The 15,009-nt window shown below is 68.5% G+C and carries 16 protein-coding genes; 9 read left to right on the forward strand and 7 right to left on the reverse strand.

What is annotated here, in order from left to right:
- Window positions 1-89 precede the first annotated feature (89 nt).
- The 4 genes from OG921_RS15215 (at window position 90) to OG921_RS15230 (ending at window position 3,882) form a co-directional block, all read left to right on the forward strand.
- Window positions 90-1,415: a 5-(carboxyamino)imidazole ribonucleotide synthase gene (locus tag OG921_RS15215; protein ID WP_266113318.1), complete on the forward strand. Its 1,326-nt coding sequence runs from the start codon at window positions 90-92 to the stop codon at window positions 1,413-1,415.
- Between the two features lie 23 nt (window positions 1,416-1,438).
- A complete protein-coding gene (gene purE / locus OG921_RS15220; RefSeq protein ID WP_266113598.1) occupies window positions 1,439-1,918 on the forward strand; it encodes a 5-(carboxyamino)imidazole ribonucleotide mutase in 480 nt (159 codons plus the stop codon).
- Between the two features lie 9 nt (window positions 1,919-1,927).
- Complete coding sequence (locus tag OG921_RS15225) at window positions 1,928-2,593, forward strand: TetR family transcriptional regulator (protein ID WP_266113319.1); 666 nt, start codon at window positions 1,928-1,930, stop codon at window positions 2,591-2,593.
- Window positions 2,594-2,721: 128 nt separating this feature from the next.
- Window positions 2,722-3,882, forward strand: coding sequence for an acyl-CoA dehydrogenase (locus OG921_RS15230; protein ID WP_266113320.1), 1,161 nt, complete (start codon window positions 2,722-2,724; stop codon window positions 3,880-3,882).
- Window positions 3,883-3,959: 77 nt separating this feature from the next.
- Here the strand turns inward: OG921_RS15230 and OG921_RS15235 are convergent, their stop codons facing one another.
- The 3 genes from OG921_RS15235 to OG921_RS15245 all read right to left on the reverse strand — a co-directional run bounded on the left by OG921_RS15235 (window position 3,960) and on the right by OG921_RS15245 (window position 7,024).
- Window positions 3,960-4,793: a DUF559 domain-containing protein gene (locus tag OG921_RS15235; RefSeq protein ID WP_266113321.1), complete on the reverse strand. Its 834-nt coding sequence runs from the start codon at window positions 4,791-4,793 to the stop codon at window positions 3,960-3,962.
- A 147-nt stretch (window positions 4,794-4,940) separates the two neighbouring features.
- Window positions 4,941-5,654, reverse strand: coding sequence for a TIGR03089 family protein (locus OG921_RS15240; protein WP_266113322.1), 714 nt, complete (start codon window positions 5,652-5,654; stop codon window positions 4,941-4,943).
- A complete protein-coding gene (locus OG921_RS15245) occupies window positions 5,642-7,024 on the reverse strand; it encodes an LCP family protein (RefSeq protein ID WP_266113599.1) in 1,383 nt (460 codons plus the stop codon). The genes OG921_RS15240 and OG921_RS15245 overlap by 13 nt, the downstream gene beginning before the upstream one ends.
- Window positions 7,025-7,267: 243 nt before the next feature.
- Between OG921_RS15245 and rfbD the strand changes: the two genes are divergently transcribed.
- From rfbD to OG921_RS15260, 3 genes are read left to right on the forward strand one after another with little or no spacing between them, the layout of a single operon-like run.
- Window positions 7,268-8,101 (forward strand): dTDP-4-dehydrorhamnose reductase, encoded by an 834-nt coding sequence (gene rfbD, locus OG921_RS15250; RefSeq protein WP_266113323.1) that lies wholly within the window; start codon window positions 7,268-7,270, stop codon window positions 8,099-8,101.
- Window positions 8,102-8,149: 48 nt separating this feature from the next.
- Complete coding sequence (locus OG921_RS15255) at window positions 8,150-9,040, forward strand: glycosyltransferase family 2 protein (RefSeq protein WP_266113324.1); 891 nt, start codon at window positions 8,150-8,152, stop codon at window positions 9,038-9,040.
- Window positions 9,041-9,045: 5 nt separating this feature from the next.
- Window positions 9,046-10,125 carry an NDP-sugar synthase gene (locus OG921_RS15260; RefSeq protein WP_266113325.1) on the forward strand — a complete coding sequence of 360 codons (1,080 nt, stop codon included), beginning with the start codon at window positions 9,046-9,048 and terminating at the stop codon, window positions 10,123-10,125.
- 152 nt (window positions 10,126-10,277) lie between these two features.
- Here OG921_RS15260 and OG921_RS15265 read toward each other — a convergent pair whose 3' ends face one another.
- From OG921_RS15265 to cofD, 3 genes are read right to left on the reverse strand one after another with little or no spacing between them, the layout of a single operon-like run.
- On the reverse strand, window positions 10,278-10,826 hold the full coding sequence (locus OG921_RS15265; protein WP_266113326.1) for an NUDIX hydrolase: 549 nt from the start codon (window positions 10,824-10,826) through the stop codon (window positions 10,278-10,280).
- The gene (locus OG921_RS15270) at window positions 10,823-12,166 is read right to left on the reverse strand and encodes a coenzyme F420-0:L-glutamate ligase (protein WP_266113327.1); all 1,344 of its coding nucleotides are present in this window, start codon (window positions 12,164-12,166) and stop codon (window positions 10,823-10,825) included. Before OG921_RS15270 ends, OG921_RS15265 begins: the two co-directional genes overlap by 4 nt.
- Window positions 12,163-13,158, reverse strand: coding sequence for a 2-phospho-L-lactate transferase (gene cofD / locus OG921_RS15275; protein ID WP_266113328.1), 996 nt, complete (start codon window positions 13,156-13,158; stop codon window positions 12,163-12,165). The genes OG921_RS15270 and cofD overlap by 4 nt, the downstream gene beginning before the upstream one ends.
- A 463-nt stretch (window positions 13,159-13,621) precedes the next feature.
- On the opposite strand from cofD, the gene OG921_RS15280 reads away from it, so the two are divergent.
- Entirely contained in the window at window positions 13,622-13,855 is a 234-nt protein-coding gene (locus tag OG921_RS15280; RefSeq protein ID WP_266113600.1) for a WhiB family transcriptional regulator, read from the forward strand.
- Window positions 13,856-13,921: 66 nt separating this feature from the next.
- Here OG921_RS15280 and OG921_RS15285 read toward each other — a convergent pair whose 3' ends face one another.
- Window positions 13,922-14,413 carry a metallopeptidase family protein gene (locus OG921_RS15285; protein ID WP_266113329.1) on the reverse strand — a complete coding sequence of 164 codons (492 nt, stop codon included), beginning with the start codon at window positions 14,411-14,413 and terminating at the stop codon, window positions 13,922-13,924.
- A 150-nt stretch (window positions 14,414-14,563) separates the two neighbouring features.
- Here OG921_RS15285 and OG921_RS15290 point away from each other — a divergent pair, with 150 nt between their 5' ends.
- Window positions 14,564-14,962 (forward strand): DUF3499 domain-containing protein, encoded by a 399-nt coding sequence (locus tag OG921_RS15290; RefSeq protein WP_266113330.1) that lies wholly within the window; start codon window positions 14,564-14,566, stop codon window positions 14,960-14,962.
- Window positions 14,963-15,009 lie beyond the last annotated feature (47 nt).

A 15,009-nucleotide genomic window follows, 5' to 3' on the forward strand; every position in this document is an offset into this window, starting at 1 on the left:
GGCGTTGATTCGTGTCACGACGTCCGCCGTGCTTGTTCGACCGCCCGGGTGGGCATGCGACCCGGGCGGGCATGACACCATTGACACTCGTGACCGCCGGTTATTCCTCCTCCGATACCGACACCGCCGCACCGCCCGCGCCCGATCGCCCATCGATTTCGGGCGCACAGCTGCCCACCGTGACGATGATCGGCGGCGGTCAGCTCGCGCGAATGACGCATCAGGCCGCGATCGCACTGGGTCAGCGGCTGCGCGTACTGGCCGAGCAGCCCGACGATCCCGCCGCTCAGGTGAGTCCCGATGTCGTGCTCGGCAGCCACACCGACCTGGATGCCCTGCGCCGGGCCGCGAGCGGCGCACATGCGCTGACGTTCGACCACGAGCACGTGCCGACCGAACACCTCGAGGCGCTGGTGGCCGAAGGCGTGAACGTCGCACCGCCGCCGCAGGCACTGGTGTACGCGCAGGACAAGTTCGCGATGCGCCGCAAACTGGCCGGCCTCGGCATCCCGGTACCCGCATTCCGCACCGTCTCCGCACCCGCCGATGTCACCGAATTCGGTGCCGAGCACGGCTGGCCCGTCGTGGTCAAGGCGGTGCGCGGCGGATACGACGGACGCGGCGTGTGGATGCCCGAGGACGCCGAATCGGCGGCACACCTGGTCACCGAACAGCTCGGCAAGGGCGTCTCGCTGCTCGTCGAGGCCAAGGTGGCGTTGCGCCGTGAACTGTCCGCGATGGTCGCGCGCTCGCCGTTCGGTCAGGGCGCGGCGTGGCCGGTGGTGGAGACCGTGCAGCGCGACGGACAGTGTGCGGTGGTGATCGCCCCGGCGCCCGGGCTGGACCGCGACCTGGCGACGGAGGCGGAGGGCCTGGCGCTGCGACTGGCCGCCGAACTCGGCGTGGTCGGCGCGATGGCGGTCGAGCTGTTCGAGATCGACGCGGACAGCGCCGTGCCCGGCAACGGCTTCAGTGGCCGGGTGCTCGTCAACGAACTTGCGATGCGACCACACAACTCCGGGCACTGGGGCATGGACGGCGCCCGGACCGGGCAGTTCGAACAGCATCTGCGGGCCGTGCTGGACTACCCGCTCGGCGACACCGCGCCGCTGGCGCCGGTGACGGTGATGGCGAATATCCTCGGTGCCCCGGCGGCGCCCGACATGACGATGGACGAGCGGCTGCATCACCTGTTCGCGCGCATGCCGGACGCCAAGGTGCACCTGTACGGCAAGGGCGAGCGGCACGCCCGCAAGATCGGGCACGTCAACGTGCTCGGCGATGCGTACGGCTCGATCGACGACCCGAAGTATGTCGCGGCGGTCCGGCGGCGGGCCGAACTCGCCGCGCACTGGATGTCGCATGCGGACTGGGCCGACGGCTGGGATCCGCACGAGGGGGGAGAGGCAAAGTGACCGGTGTTGCTGTAGGTCTGATCATGGGCAGTGACTCCGACTGGCCCACCATGTCCGCCGCCGCGGAGGCGCTCGCCGAATTCGGCATCCGCTTCGAGGTGGGCGTCGTCTCTGCACACCGCACCCCGCAGCGGATGCTCGACTACGCCCGGGACGCGGCGGGACGCGGCGTGCAGGTGATTATCGCGGGCGCCGGGGGAGCCGCCCATCTGCCGGGCATGGTCGCCTCGGCCACCCCACTGCCTGTGATCGGTGTGCCCGTACCGCTGAAGTACCTCGACGGGATGGACTCGCTGCTGTCCATCGTGCAGATGCCCGCCGGGGTGCCGGTGGCGACGGTGTCCATCGGCGGGGCACGCAATGCGGGACTCCTGGCTGCGCGGATCCTCGGCGCACACGACCCGGCGCTGCGCGGGCGGATGGTGGCGTTCCAGGCCGGGCTGGAGACGATGGTGCTGGAAAAGGACGAAGCCCTGCGCAATCGGCTGCTCGGCGAGGAATAGGCGGACACCGTGCCCGACGACGACGCCTTCCGGTTGACGGTGGTCGGGAACGCCCTGCGGCTGTTCTCCGAACAGGGCTACGAAGCGACGTCGGTGGACGAGATCGCCGATGCCAGCGGGATCTCGCGACGCACGTTCTTCCGGCAATTCCGCTCGAAGGAAGACGTCGTCTTCGCCGATCACGAGATCCTGCTCGCGCAAGCGGAGAAATTTCTCGCCGCCGACCACGACGATCCGCTTTCCGCGGTCTGCGATGCCGCGATGCTGGTGTTCGAACGTTTCGCGCAGTGGCGCGACATCGCGAAGCGGCGGTACGTGGTGGTGCGGGCGGTGCCGGCGCTACGCGATCGCGAGATCGTCACCGAGTTCCGCTATCAGCGGTTGTTCGGCGACTATCTGCGTGCCGCGCTGCCGGACGAGTCGGACCTGGACCTGGTGCAGTTCGCCGCGGTGGTGACCACGACGCACAACTACCTGCTGCGCCGGATGGTCCGCGACACCAGCCGTGCCACCGCAACCGACCTCCGCGACGCACTGGCCGCATTGCGGCGGGGTTTCGCTGGGGCGCAGACGGACGCCGGCGACGAGATCGTCGTTGCGGTGTTTCCGCGCGGCACGTCGGCGCGACGGATCGCGGAAACCGTGCGAGAACGTCTCGCCGCGGATGCCGACTAACCAGGCAGTGACACTCGGTGCCATTCGGTGGCATCAATCACCTGCGCATATCGCCACCATTCCGGTATGATGGACCTATCAATGGCACTCAGTGCCGCACCCCCATCCGATTTCGCAGGAGCACAACTATGGCCGGGAACCCGAACTTCGACCTGTTCAAGCTCGCCGATGAGCACGACGAACTCCGGGCCGCGATCCGCGGGCTGTCCGAGAAGGAGATCGCGCCGTACGCGAAGGACGTCGACGAGAACGAACGGTTCCCGCAGGAGGCGCTGGACGCGCTCGTCAACTCCGGCTTCAACGCGATCCACGTTCCCGAGGCCTACGACGGCCAGGGCGCCGATTCGGTTGCCACCTGCATCGTGATCGAGGAGGTGGCCCGCGTCTGCGGTTCGTCCTCGCTGATCCCCGCCGTGAACAAGCTCGGCACCATGGGCCTGATCCTCAACGGTTCCGAAGAGCTCAAGCAGCAGGTGCTCCCGTCGCTCGCCGCCGGTGAGGCGATGGCCTCCTACGCGCTCTCCGAGCGTGAGGCGGGGTCGGACGCCGCCGGCATGCGCACGCGCGCCAAGGCCGACGGCGACGACTGGATCCTCAATGGCTCCAAGTGCTGGATCACCAACGGCGGCAAGTCGACCTGGTACACCGTGATGGCCGTGACGGACTCCGACAAGGGTGCCAACGGAATCTCCTCATTCATGGTCCACAAGGACGACGAGGGCTTCGTCGTCGGACCGAAGGAAAAGAAGCTCGGCATCAAGGGCTCGCCCACCGCGGAGCTGTACTTCGAGAACTGCAAGATTCCGGGTGACCGGATCATCGGCGCGCCCGGCACCGGCTTCAAGACCGCGCTGCAGACCCTGGACCACACCCGTCCGACCATCGGCGCCCAGGCCGTCGGTCTGGCGCAGGGTGCGCTCGACGCCGCGCTCGCTTACACCAAGGACCGCAAGCAGTTCGGCCGCGCGATCGCCGACAACCAGGCCGTGCAGTTCATGCTCGCCGACATGGCGATGAAGGTCGAGGCCGCTCGACTGATGGTCTACACCTCGGCCGCCCGCGCCGAGCGCGGCGAGCCGAACCTCGGCTTCATCTCCGCGGCGGCGAAGTGCTTCGCCTCCGATGTGGCGATGGAGGTCACCACCGACGCCGTGCAGTTGTTCGGTGGCGCCGGCTACACCACCGACTTCCCGGTCGAGCGGATGATGCGCGACGCCAAGATCACCCAGATCTACGAGGGCACCAACCAGATTCAGCGCGTCGTGATGTCGCGCGCGCTGCTCAAGTAGCGGCTGCACGCAGCGCCCACTTTTCGGTCGATCACGCGGGATCCCACGCGAGGCGCCGAAAAGTGGGCGTTTCTCGTTCAGCGACGAGCAGCGCGGCGTCGGCGCGCGACGGCGATGATCTGCTCCGCCACGCGCGCCGGATCCTGCAATACGTCGGCCGCGGCATAGCGCAGTACCAGCCAGCCGCGTAGCTGCAGGTGGTTCTGTCGACGCCGGTCCGACCGGAACGTTCCTGGTTCGCTGTGGAATTCGCGTCCGTCGACCTCGACGACGAGGCGTGCGCGCTCATCGAGGAAGTCGACGGTGTAGCCATCGGTGCGAATGTTCGACTCGAGAGCGAAATTGCGCTCGTTGAGGGCACGCGCGAGTAGCCGCTCCGGTTCCGATGCGACGCCGACCGCCCGTTCGCGCAGCTGTTGCCGCAGGGCCGGTGCGCCCCGGCGATGGAAGTTCTTTGCGCAGGTCAATCGCATCGCCGCGCCGTCCACGTCGCCACCGACGCAGCGGTCGACAAGGCGGTCGCGCTCATCCCCGTCCAGGACGCTCATGCAGTCGAATAGCGCCTGCTCCCTCGTGACCATTGGCATTGTCGCCCCGGTCGCAAGGTGCAGCGGATCGATCCGCCGCCGGTGCAGCCGCAGCCAATCCGGAACCCGCACCCGCACCTCCGGCGGAACGGTTGCCTCGATCACCTCCGGGATGGGTAGCCAGCCGTACAACCATGCCGCGGTGCGGTGGCTCAGCACGGCCCGCGGCTGCCATACGGTGACCGCGAAACAGCGCGCGAGCGGTGTCGGTGCCGTTACCGCATAGATCCTTGGCAGGATGCGGTGATACTTGCGCGAGATGGTGCCGGGGCGGATGCCCGCGGCGAGTAGCTCTGCGCGGGTGCGTATCCCATGGTCGTACACGTGCTCAGCGTTGCACGGGCAAACGACGTCGGACCGCGAGCGACGGGTGGCTGTGGATAACTTCGCGCTCGGATACGGAACACACCGCCCACTTTTCGACGCGCCGCGCGGGATTCCGCGCCTAACGCCGAAAAATGGGCACTGGTGCTACCGCTGAACCGTCACCTTCTCCGTTTGCACTCGCCGCTCGACGAGCGCCGGATCGGGATTCGCCACCTGCACCAGCGAGGCGCCCACCGACAGCGGCGCGAGCAGGCCATCGACCAGGCCGCTCGCGGTGTCCCACTCGCCGCTCGACAGCACCCGATCGGTCGCCGAAATACCCTGGGCAGCAGCCGATTCGCGAGCGAGATCGGCGATCTCGGTGGCGGACATGCCGTTCAGGGCCGGGCCGGTGCCGCGGGGGCGGAACGCGTCGCCGTGCATCCGGACCGAGGTTGCGTAGTCGGTGATGCCGGGCGGCAGGCCGGGGACCGGCGCGCCGAGCGGATCGAGGGAGAGCACCGCGATCTCGGGCGCATTGCTTACCGCGTCGAGCCCGGCATTCGTCACCAGCGCGAGTTCCGCGTCGTCGTCGGGGCCGAGCACCACTTCCGTTCCCGCCCACCAGCAGCCGAGCAGGACCGCCGCCGTCTGCCAATGTGCGGGCAGCAGCACCGTGACGCGGGCGCCGTGGCCGAGGCCGAATTCGTCGCAGATCAGGTTCGCGGTCTTGGCCGCCCAGTTGGCCAGGGTGGCGCCGGACAGTTCGATTCGGGCGCCGGTCGCGTCGTCGTAGAAGGTGATCCGCGGCGATGCCGGATCCCGGTCGAGGATCGGTCCGAGCAGTTGATCGGTCAATGTGGTTTCTAGTTCACGCATTTCGGTCCGTTCTGGCCCGCGTTGATCGGCGGGGACACCTGTTCGGTCGAGGTTCCCGTGGATTGGGAGGCGGCGGTGGTCGATGCCGGCGCGGACAATGATCCCGGCCCGCTGTAGTCACCGGCGAGCAGCACTTTCACCGTGCCGTCGGGGGTGCCGGAATCCGATTCCACGGGCAGTCCGCCGAGTGCCTTCGCCACCGCCTTCGCGCCGCTGTCCTTGGCCGAGGAGGCCAGCACGGCGCTGTGTGGCACCGTCGCACCGGAATTGTTGCCCACCTCGCCCTCGACGTAACCCTGCTCGGACAGTGCAGACGAGACGCGGGAGGCGAGGCCTTCCACGCCGCTGTCGTTGGCGACGTCCACCGTCACGGTTTGCGGATCGATCGAGTCGTCCTTCTTGTCTTCCTTCTTGCCTGCGAGACCGGCGACGAACGTCTGCACCGTGTCCGGGTCGACGCGCACGACGGACTCGCCGTCGTCGGTCTCACCAGCGAGATCGGTCACCGGGATCGTCTCGAACCGCACCTGGCCGCCTGCGAGGTTCTGCAGGTTCCGCGCGAAATCGAGGAGGTCCCAGTCCGAATCGAGTACCACCGACCGGGTGATCGCGTCCGCGAGCTGGCTCAGTTTGCCCGGATTGCTGAGTGTCTTCGCGCTGAGCACCTTGCTCACCAGCGACGCCATGAAGACCTGCTGCCGCACAATGCGGTCGAGGTCTCCGCGCGGCAGATCATGTCGCTGGCGCACGAAACTGAGTGCGTTCGAGCCGTCGAGAGTCTGTTCGCCGGCCGGAAAGTTTGCGCCCGAGCGCCATTCGTCCACAGCGTTGTTGAGGCACACGTCGACACCGCCGACCGCGTTGGTGAGCAGGACGAAGCCGAGCAGTCCGACCTCGGCATAGTGGTCGACGGTGACACCCGTGAGATCGGCAACCGCACCGATCAACGCCTTGCGCCCGTCCTCGGTGGATTGCTGGTCGGCGTCCTCGTCGGATTCGCCCGCCTCGACCAGCTCCATGCGCTTGGTCTCCTTGGTGGCCCCGTACGCGGCATTGATCTTCGACTTGCCGATCCCCGGGACATCCACGTACGAGTCGCGGGGGATGGAGATCGCGGTCGCCGAGTGGCCGTCGTTCGGTACCCGGATCAGCACGATCGTGTCGGTATTCGAGGCGACGTCGTCCCCGGCGCGCAGCGAAGCGAGTTCGTCCTCCGAGAGGGGGTTGCCGTGTGCGTCGGTGCGACTGTCGGTGCCGACGAGCAGGATGTCGACCGCGCCGTCCTTGCCGCCGCCGAGCGCGAGCCCGCCCGCCGTCGCGACATTCGAGCGCAGGGTGTCGACGCCGTACCAACCGAGCCCGGTGACCATCAGGACGATTGCGGCAACGCCGAGTACTGCGGCGCGCACGGTCCCCAGCCGGAACCGGGCCGGTGGTTCCGGCGCGGCCGACTCACGTGGCGAACGCCGCTCGGCTTGCGGCTGTGGCAACGACATCCCTTTCTCCTAGCCGCGCCCTGCAACCGAACGGCGCGGGCGCAGAACGCGCTCCAGGCTACTGGTCGAACCGGACTCGTCGGCGCAAGCGAAGACCGGCGTGCCAGACTGAGCCGCGTGCGAATCACGGTCACCGGGGCGGCGGGACAACTCGGCCGGGCACTCGCTCGGCGGGCGCGGGACGTGGAGTTACGCGGCCTGGGGTCGGGCGAGCTGGACATCACCGACGGGGACGCGGCGACACGTGTGCTGCAGGGCAGCGACGTGGTGATCAACTGCGCGGCCTACACCGCGGTGGATCGGGCCGAGACCGACGAGGAACGGGCGTTCGCGGTCAACGCCCTAGGCGCCCGCGCGCTCGCGGCGGCCTGCGCGCGGGTGGACGCGCGGCTGATCCACGTCTCCACCGACTACGTGTTCGACGGCACCGCGACCGACCCGTACGAGACGGACGGCACGACCGGACCGGCGACGGCCTACGGCCGGACCAAGCTGGCCGGTGAGCTGGCCGTGCACGAGGAGCTGCCGAGCGCGCATGTCGTGCGTACCGCGTGGGTGTACACCGGCGAGGGCACGGACTTCGTCGCCACGATGCGCCGGCTCGAGCGCGAACGCGACACCATCGACGTCGTCGACGATCAGCTTGGGTCGCCCACCTATGCCGACGATCTCGCGGACGGTCTGCTCGAACTCGCGGAGCACCCCGAGGCGCCGCCGCTGCTGCACCTGACCAATGCCGGCGTGGCGAGTTGGTACGACCTGGCTCGCGCGACGTTCGAACTCCTCGACGCCGACCCGGCGCGGGTTCGGCCCTGTACCAGCGCCGAGTTCGTCCGCCCTGCGCCGCGCCCGGCGTACTCGGTGCTGTCCAACCGGGTGTGGACCGATGCCGGGCTCACCCCGCTGCGGGACTGGCGGGCGGGGCTGCGCGCGGCGCTGACCGGCGACTGAGCCGCACGGGTCGAGGAGCGCCGCTGGGGGACCGATACGATTCCGGACGTGAGTCCGCAGTTTGCCGTCGTGACGGTCACCTATTCGCCCGGCGACCATCTGCATCGGTTCATCGACACGCTGGCGCACGCCAGCAGCGAGAAACCGCAGGTCATCCTCGCCGACAACGGCTCGACCGACGGCGTTCCCGAGGCCGTGGCCGAGGCGAATGCGCACGTTCGGCTGCTGCGCACCGGCGCCAATATCGGCTACGGCGGCGCGGTCAATCGGGCGGTGGCCGAGATCGACGGCGACGTGGAGTTCGTCGTGGTAGCCAACCCCGACATCGAATGGGGTAGCGAGGCGATCGACCGTCTGCTCGACGCTGCGCAGCGCTGGCCGCGGGCCGGTTCGCTCGGCCCGCTCATCCACGAGCCGGACGGGAGCATCTATCCGTCGGCGCGTGAGGTACCCGGTCTGCTCGGCGGGGCCGGGCACGCCGTGCTCGGCACGGTGTGGGCGGGCAACCCGTGGACCCGGCGCTACCGGCAGGAGAACGAGGCGGTCAGCGAGCGTCCGGTGGGCTGGTTGTCCGGCTCGTGCTTGCTGCTGCGCCGGGTCGCGTTCGACTCGGTGTACGGCTTCGATTCGCGCTACTTCATGTACATGGAGGACGTCGACCTCGGCGACCGGCTCGGGCGGGCAGGCTGGCGTAATGTCTACGTCCCGGCGGCCGAGGTCACCCACGACAAGGGGCACGCGGCCGGACGGCGTCCCGAGCTCATGCTCCCCGCTCATCACGAGAGTGCCTACCGCTTCCAGGCGGACCGGCATCCACTGTGGTGGCAGGCGCCGATGCGACTGGGGCTGCGGGTCGGTCTGGCGGTTCGGTCGCGAATCGCAGTTCGATCAGCACTGAAACAACGCGACAAGACTGCTCCCGAGAAGACGAGGATCTGAGATTGATGGCGGAGAACGCATCGACCGACGCGGTCGTGCTCGTCGGTGGCCAGGGCACCCGGCTGCGGCCGTTGACGCTCTCGGCGCCCAAGCCGATGCTGCCGATCGCGGGAGTGCCGTTCCTCACCCACCTGCTGCACCGCATCGCGGAAGCCGGGATCAACCACGTGGTGCTCGGCACTTCGTTCAAGGCCGAGGTGTTCGAGGAGCATTACGGTGACGGCTCGGATCTCGGACTCGAACTCGAGTACGTGACCGAGACCGAACCGCTCGGCACCGGCGGTGGCATCCGTAACGTGCTCTCGAAGCTTCGCGCGGACAACGTGATGATCTTCAACGGTGACGTGCTGAGCAGCACCGAACTCGGCGCGATCCTCGACACCCACGAGTCGACCAAAGCGGATGTGACGCTGCACCTCACCCGGGTGAGCGACCCGCGTGCGTTCGGCTGCGTCCCGACAGATGCCGACGGCCGGGTGACTGCGTTCCTGGAGAAGACGCAGGATCCGCCGACGGACCAGATCAATGCGGGTTGCTACGTGTTCCGCCGCGAGTACATCGAGAAGATCCCGACCGGTCGTCCGGTGTCGGTGGAACGCGAGGTGTTCCCGGCGCTGCTGCACGAAGGGGTGCGGATCTTCGGGCACGTCGACACCGCGTATTGGCGAGACATGGGCACACCGGAGGACTATGTGCGCGGCTCGGCGGATCTGGTGCGCGGTATCGCGACCTCGCCGGCACTGCCCGATCAGCGCGGCGAGTCGTTGGTGCATGCCGGTGCGGGCGTCGCGCCGGGCGCACTGGTGATCGGCGGCTCGGTGGTCGGCCGCGGGGCCGAGGTCGGCGCGGGCGCTCGCCTGGACGGTGCCGTGCTGTTCGACGGTGCCCGGGTCGAGGCCGGTGCCGTGGTGGAGCGCTCGATCATCGGATCCGGAGCCCGGATCGGTCCGCGCGCGCTGGTTCGCGACGGCGTGATCGGCGATGGAGCCGAGGTCGGCGCACGGTGCGAGTTGCTTCGTGGAGCGCGGGTGTGGCCGGGTGTGAAGATCCCGGACGGCGGGATCCGCTTCTCCACCGACGTCTGACTTAATCCCACGCCGTTCCCACATTGTGAACGGAAGATCCGTCGCGTTAGCCGGAGTGAACGGAATCGTTCACTCCGCTCAACGCAACAAATCTTCCATTCATGGAGGACCGGTGGGCGGGAGCCCGTGCCCACATTGTGAGATGGCGACGGTCAGCGGGCGTGGGCCAGGGCGATCAGGCGGTCGAGGGTTTCGGCCTCGGCACCGGCAGGCAGCTGGTCGATCGGCCACCAGCGCAGGTCGACCGACTCTTCGCTGCGCACGGCGATGGCATCGTCCGGTGCGCGGACCAGGAACTGCAGATCCAGGTGCCGCGTCGGTACGCCGAGCGAGCAGGTGATCGCATGGGTGTGCGCGGACAGCAGCCGCGGGTCGATGCGCAGCCCGGACATCCCCGATTCCTCGGTGGCCTCGCGCAGCGCCGCGTCGGCGATCGTCTCGTCGCTCTCTTCGCAGTGCCCGCCGAGCTGAATCCAGCGGCCAACCCTCGGGTGCAGGGTCAGCAGCACGTTGCGACCGGATTCGTCGAGGACCAGCGCGGAGGCGGTGATGTGTCCGGGCACGTGCTCGCGCAGGCAGCCGCGCGGCGCGGAGCCGAGGAAGGCGAGCAGCGTTTGGCGCAGCGCCTCGTCACCGCGCTCGGCGGGCGCCCAGGCCTCGAGCACGTCGATGGACGAGGTGCGCAGGCTGTCCGCGCTCACAGCTCCACCAGCCCGTCGCCCGGGTCGGCGACCGACCGCGGGGTGAGCTCCTCGGGCGGGTAGCCGATCGCCACCGCGCCGAGCGGCTGCCACTCGGCGCCGAGACCGAGCTCGGCGCGCACCACGTCGGCGGCGAAGATGGTCGAACCGATCCAGCAGCTGCCCACGCCCTTGGTGGCCAGCGACACCAGCAAGCCCTGCACCGCCGCGCCGACCGCCACGGTGAACATGGTCGACTCGGCGGCTTGCCGCGGCCGGTCGGGGTAGTCGTGTGCACCATCCGGAACGCAGAACGGCAGGACCACCTCGGGGGCGTCGAAGAGGATGTCGCCCTTGGCGAGTCGGCGCTCGATCCGCTCGTCGGTGAGCCCGTCGCCGGCGAGGTCGCGGCGCCATTGATCGCGCATGGCACCGAGCAGCCGGTCGCGCACCTCGCGGTTGCGCAGCCAGACGAACCGAACCGGACGGGTGTGGTGCGGCGCGGGTGCGGTCAAAGCCTCGCCGACGGCGGCACGCAGCAACGTGGCAGGCACCGGTTCGGCGGCGAAGTGACGCACCGAGCGGCGCAGTAGCAGCGCCTCGCCGCGGCCGCGCTCGATCGCCTCCGCGGTGCCGAGCCAGAACAGGTCGTCCGCGCCACCGCGCAGCAGTGCCTTCGCGCTGGTGCCGTCGTCGTGCGGTTCGAGTCCGCGCACCACGGCGACCGGGACCCCGCGCAGCTTGCCTTTCACCAGATCACCCGCGGCGGCCAGTTCGTCGACGATTGCGACCTCGGTGACCTGCAGTTCGTTGCCCTGGCCGTCGACGGACCCGGCGTAGCCGTGCAGTACCGCGATCCCGGCCGAGCCGATCGCGGCGTCGGTCTGCCCGTTGCGCCACGCTCGGCCCATCGTGTCGGTGACGACGACGGCGACGCGGACACCGAGCAGTTCGCGCAGTCGGTTGCGCAGCAGCGCGGCGCTCGCGTCGGGGTCGACGGGCAGGAGCGCCAGTTCGGCGGAATCGACGTTCGAGCCGTCGACACCCGAAGCGGCCTGCACGATGCCGAGCCGGTTCTCGGTGATCAGCGTGCGGCCTTTGCGCGCGAGCACACGCACTGCTTCGTCGTCGATCAGGCGGCGCCGTGCGGCGTCGCGCTCGTCCGGGTCGGTCGGCGCCGCGACGATGCGGCCCTCCGCCTTGGACATGATCTTGCTTGTGACCACCAGCACGTCGCCATCGGCCAGCCACGGCGCCTGCCGCGCAAGGTGTTCGGCGACGTCGTCGCCCGGGCGGAATTCGGGCAGACCCTCGACGGGGAGGATCTGCAGCCCCGCCGGTGCAGCATGGTCCGGTGTCACAGCTGCACTCCGCCGAGAGCGATTGCGGTGCGCGCCATCTCGGCGGTGGTCGTCGGGTTGGTCATCAGTAACGGAACACTGCGCACCTCGATACCGGGTACATGGGCGGTATCGGTCGAGTGCACCAGCCAGCCGTCCAGGATGCCGTTCCCGCTGCGCGCGCCGTAGTGGGCGGCGATGGCTTCGGCGGTCGTCGGCACCCCGATCACGGACAGGCACTCGTCGGCCATTCCGCGCAACGGTTTTCCGTCGATCACCGGCGACAGGCCGATTACTTTCGCGGAGGTGGTCCGTAGCGCGCCGCGAATTCCGGGCACCGCGAGAATTGCCCCGATACTCACCACCGGGTTCGACGGTGCGAGCAAAATCACATCAGCCGATTCGAGCGATTCGGACACACCGGGCCCCGGTTTGGCTTGGTCGGCGCCCACATTGGCGAAGCTGTGCGTCTCGATATTCGCGCGGTAACGGACCCACCACTCCTGAAAATGAATGGCGCGCCGGTCCCCGGTTTCGGGATCGGTGACAACGACGTGGGTCTCGCTGCGGTCGTCGGTCACCGGCAGCAGGCGTACTCCCGGTTGCCACCGGTTGCACAGTGCTTCGGTGACGGCGGACAGGGGGTAGCCGGTGCGTAGCATCTGGCTGCGGATGAGGTGCGTGGCGATGTCGCGGTCACCGAGCCCGAACCAGTCGGGCATCGCCTTGTAGGCGCTCAATTCCTCTTTGGCGTGCCATGTTTCGCCGATGTGACCCCAGCCGCGCTCGGGATCGATGCCGCCACCGAGGGTGTACATACACGTGTCGAGGTCCGGGCAGATGCGCAATCCGTGCATCCAGACGTCGTCGCCCACGTTGACGATCGCGGTGATTTCGCCGCGCCCGTCGAGGAGTTCGCGCACGCCCTGAAGGAACCGAGCGCCACCCACTCCGCCGACCAGAACGACGATGCGGGGCCCGGCATTTTCCGCCTTTGTGCTCACTTCACTCACGACCGAACAGCCTAGGCGTGCAATTCTGGGAGTTGGTCACCGGTCCAGAAAAGAGCCAAAAAGATTTGGATAGTAGTGGATTTCGGATGTCGACTTGACCACCTGCGCGCCCGGCGTGTCTAATCACAGCTATGTCATTCCACTCACGCAGGACGAGTGTTCCTGCGGTGGCGAGTGATTCGAATGGGTGTTCGATATCGTGCACCTGGCCGCGTTCCGTTCGGAAGGCAACAGACAGCAATCCTCGTACGCGCCAATTCGGCGCGGTGGACCAAGCACTTCTGCGCTATCGAAGTTGAGGAGGCGGAGCATGGCCGGCTTGCACGACGAGTACGAAACTCTCGAGCGCGTGTCCGACGAACCGCACACCGATTCCGTAGCGGGCGCAGCGTATGGCGTCTGTGACGACGAGGCAGCCGGGGATCGTCCCCGACTCAGCCTGGTGGTCAACGGTTTCGAAGAAATGTTCGATTCGGTCGAAGAGCAATGGCAAGAGCGCGCCCTGTGCGCGCAGACCGATCCCGAGGCGTTCTTTCCCGAAAAGGGCGGCTCCACCCGCGAGGCCAAGCGCATCTGCCTGGGCTGCGAAGTCAAGGACGAGTGCCTGGATTACGCGCTCGCGCACGACGAGCGATTCGGCATCTGGGGCGGGTTGTCCGAGCGGGAGCGGCGTCGCCTCAAGCGCGGCATCATCTGAGCCGCACCGGGATCCGGTAGCGCAGCCAGTAGGCCGTGCGATCGGGCCGGATCCTCGGCCGTGCGTTCAGGCCGGATCCTCGGGTGGCTCCGGGTCGATGACGTCCGGGTCGACACCAAGGTATGTCGCGACTTGTTGCACGAGTACTTCGTGCAACAAGTCGACGAGATCGTCGGGATCCTTGGCGCGCATCTCGATCGGTCGGCGGAACAGTACGACGCGAGCGCGCGTCGCCTCCCCACGCCGGTCAACGCCGGCCGGAATGAGCCGAGACAGCGGCACCGGCCCGTCCGCGACCACCTCGTCCGGCCAGGTGACCGACTCCGGATCGAGCGGGCGGATCTTGGGCACCTCGTCGACCGCGATATCGAGCTTCGTCAGCCGTTCGTGCCAGTCCGCATCCACCGGGGCGAATGCCTCGAGCACCAGCAGATCGAACTTCTCGCCGCGGGTCCGCCACGCCGGTACCGAACGCGGCAGCACCGGGCCACGCAGGCCCCGCCCGCGCCGGGTCGCCGAACGGGCCGTGACGGGGCGACGGTTGCGCGCGCGTGCCATGTTCAGCAGCGTAGAACCTCACGCCCTTTGGATCGATTCGAGGTGGCCGCCGGGTCCATGCCCGCAGCGGCGGATTTCGAGACCGGATCGTGGCTCGACTCCGGTGTGTCCGAATAGGTCCGGGGTACTCGTCGGGCTACGCTCCACTCCGTGAGAGCGTCGCGTCGCTGCTGCAGACCAGGGTGCAAGAACCCCGCCGTTGCCACGCTGACCTACGTCTATTCGGACTCGACCGCGGTGGTCGGACCGCTCGCCACCGTCGATGAGCCGCATTCGTGGGATCTGTGTGAATTGCACGGTTCGCGCATCACCGCGCCCAAGGGCTGGGAGATGGTTCGGCACGAGGGCGCTTTCGCGTCCCGCTCACCCGACGAGGACGACCTGACCGCACTTGCCGAGGCGGTGCGCGAAGCCGGCCGGCCGGATCGCGGTGACCCCGCGCCGCGCGGCTACTCCGACTACGGTCTGCCGCCCGCCACGCCCGCACAACCCGCGCCGCGCACGGGTCGACGCGGGCATCTGCGGGTGCTGCCGGACCCGCCGGACTGACCGTTCGGCGCCGGCCATGCTCGTGCCCGAACCCATGTCGGCATGGT

It is taken from the genome of Aldersonia sp. NBC_00410 (assembly GCF_026342035.1).
Taxonomy (GTDB): domain Bacteria; phylum Actinomycetota; class Actinomycetes; order Mycobacteriales; family Mycobacteriaceae; genus Aldersonia.

Coding starts and splice junctions, on each gene's coding strand:
- purE (WP_266113598.1), top strand. CDS start 1,439: ATGGGCAGTGACTCCGACTGGCCCACCATGTCCGCCGCCGCGGAGGCG.
- OG921_RS15230 (WP_266113320.1), top strand. CDS start 2,722: ATGGCCGGGAACCCGAACTTCGACCTGTTCAAGCTCGCCGATGAGCAC.
- OG921_RS15240 (WP_266113322.1), bottom strand. CDS start 5,654: ATGCGTGAACTAGAAACCACATTGACCGATCAACTGCTCGGACCGATC.
- OG921_RS15245 (WP_266113599.1), bottom strand. CDS start 7,024: ATGGTCACCGGGCTCGGTTGGTACGGCGTCGACACCCTGCGCTCGAAT.
- OG921_RS15260 (WP_266113325.1), top strand. CDS start 9,046: ATGGCGGAGAACGCATCGACCGACGCGGTCGTGCTCGTCGGTGGCCAG.
- OG921_RS15280 (WP_266113600.1), top strand. CDS start 13,622: ATGTTCGATTCGGTCGAAGAGCAATGGCAAGAGCGCGCCCTGTGCGCG.
- OG921_RS15285 (WP_266113329.1), bottom strand. CDS start 14,413: ATGGCACGCGCGCGCAACCGTCGCCCCGTCACGGCCCGTTCGGCGACC.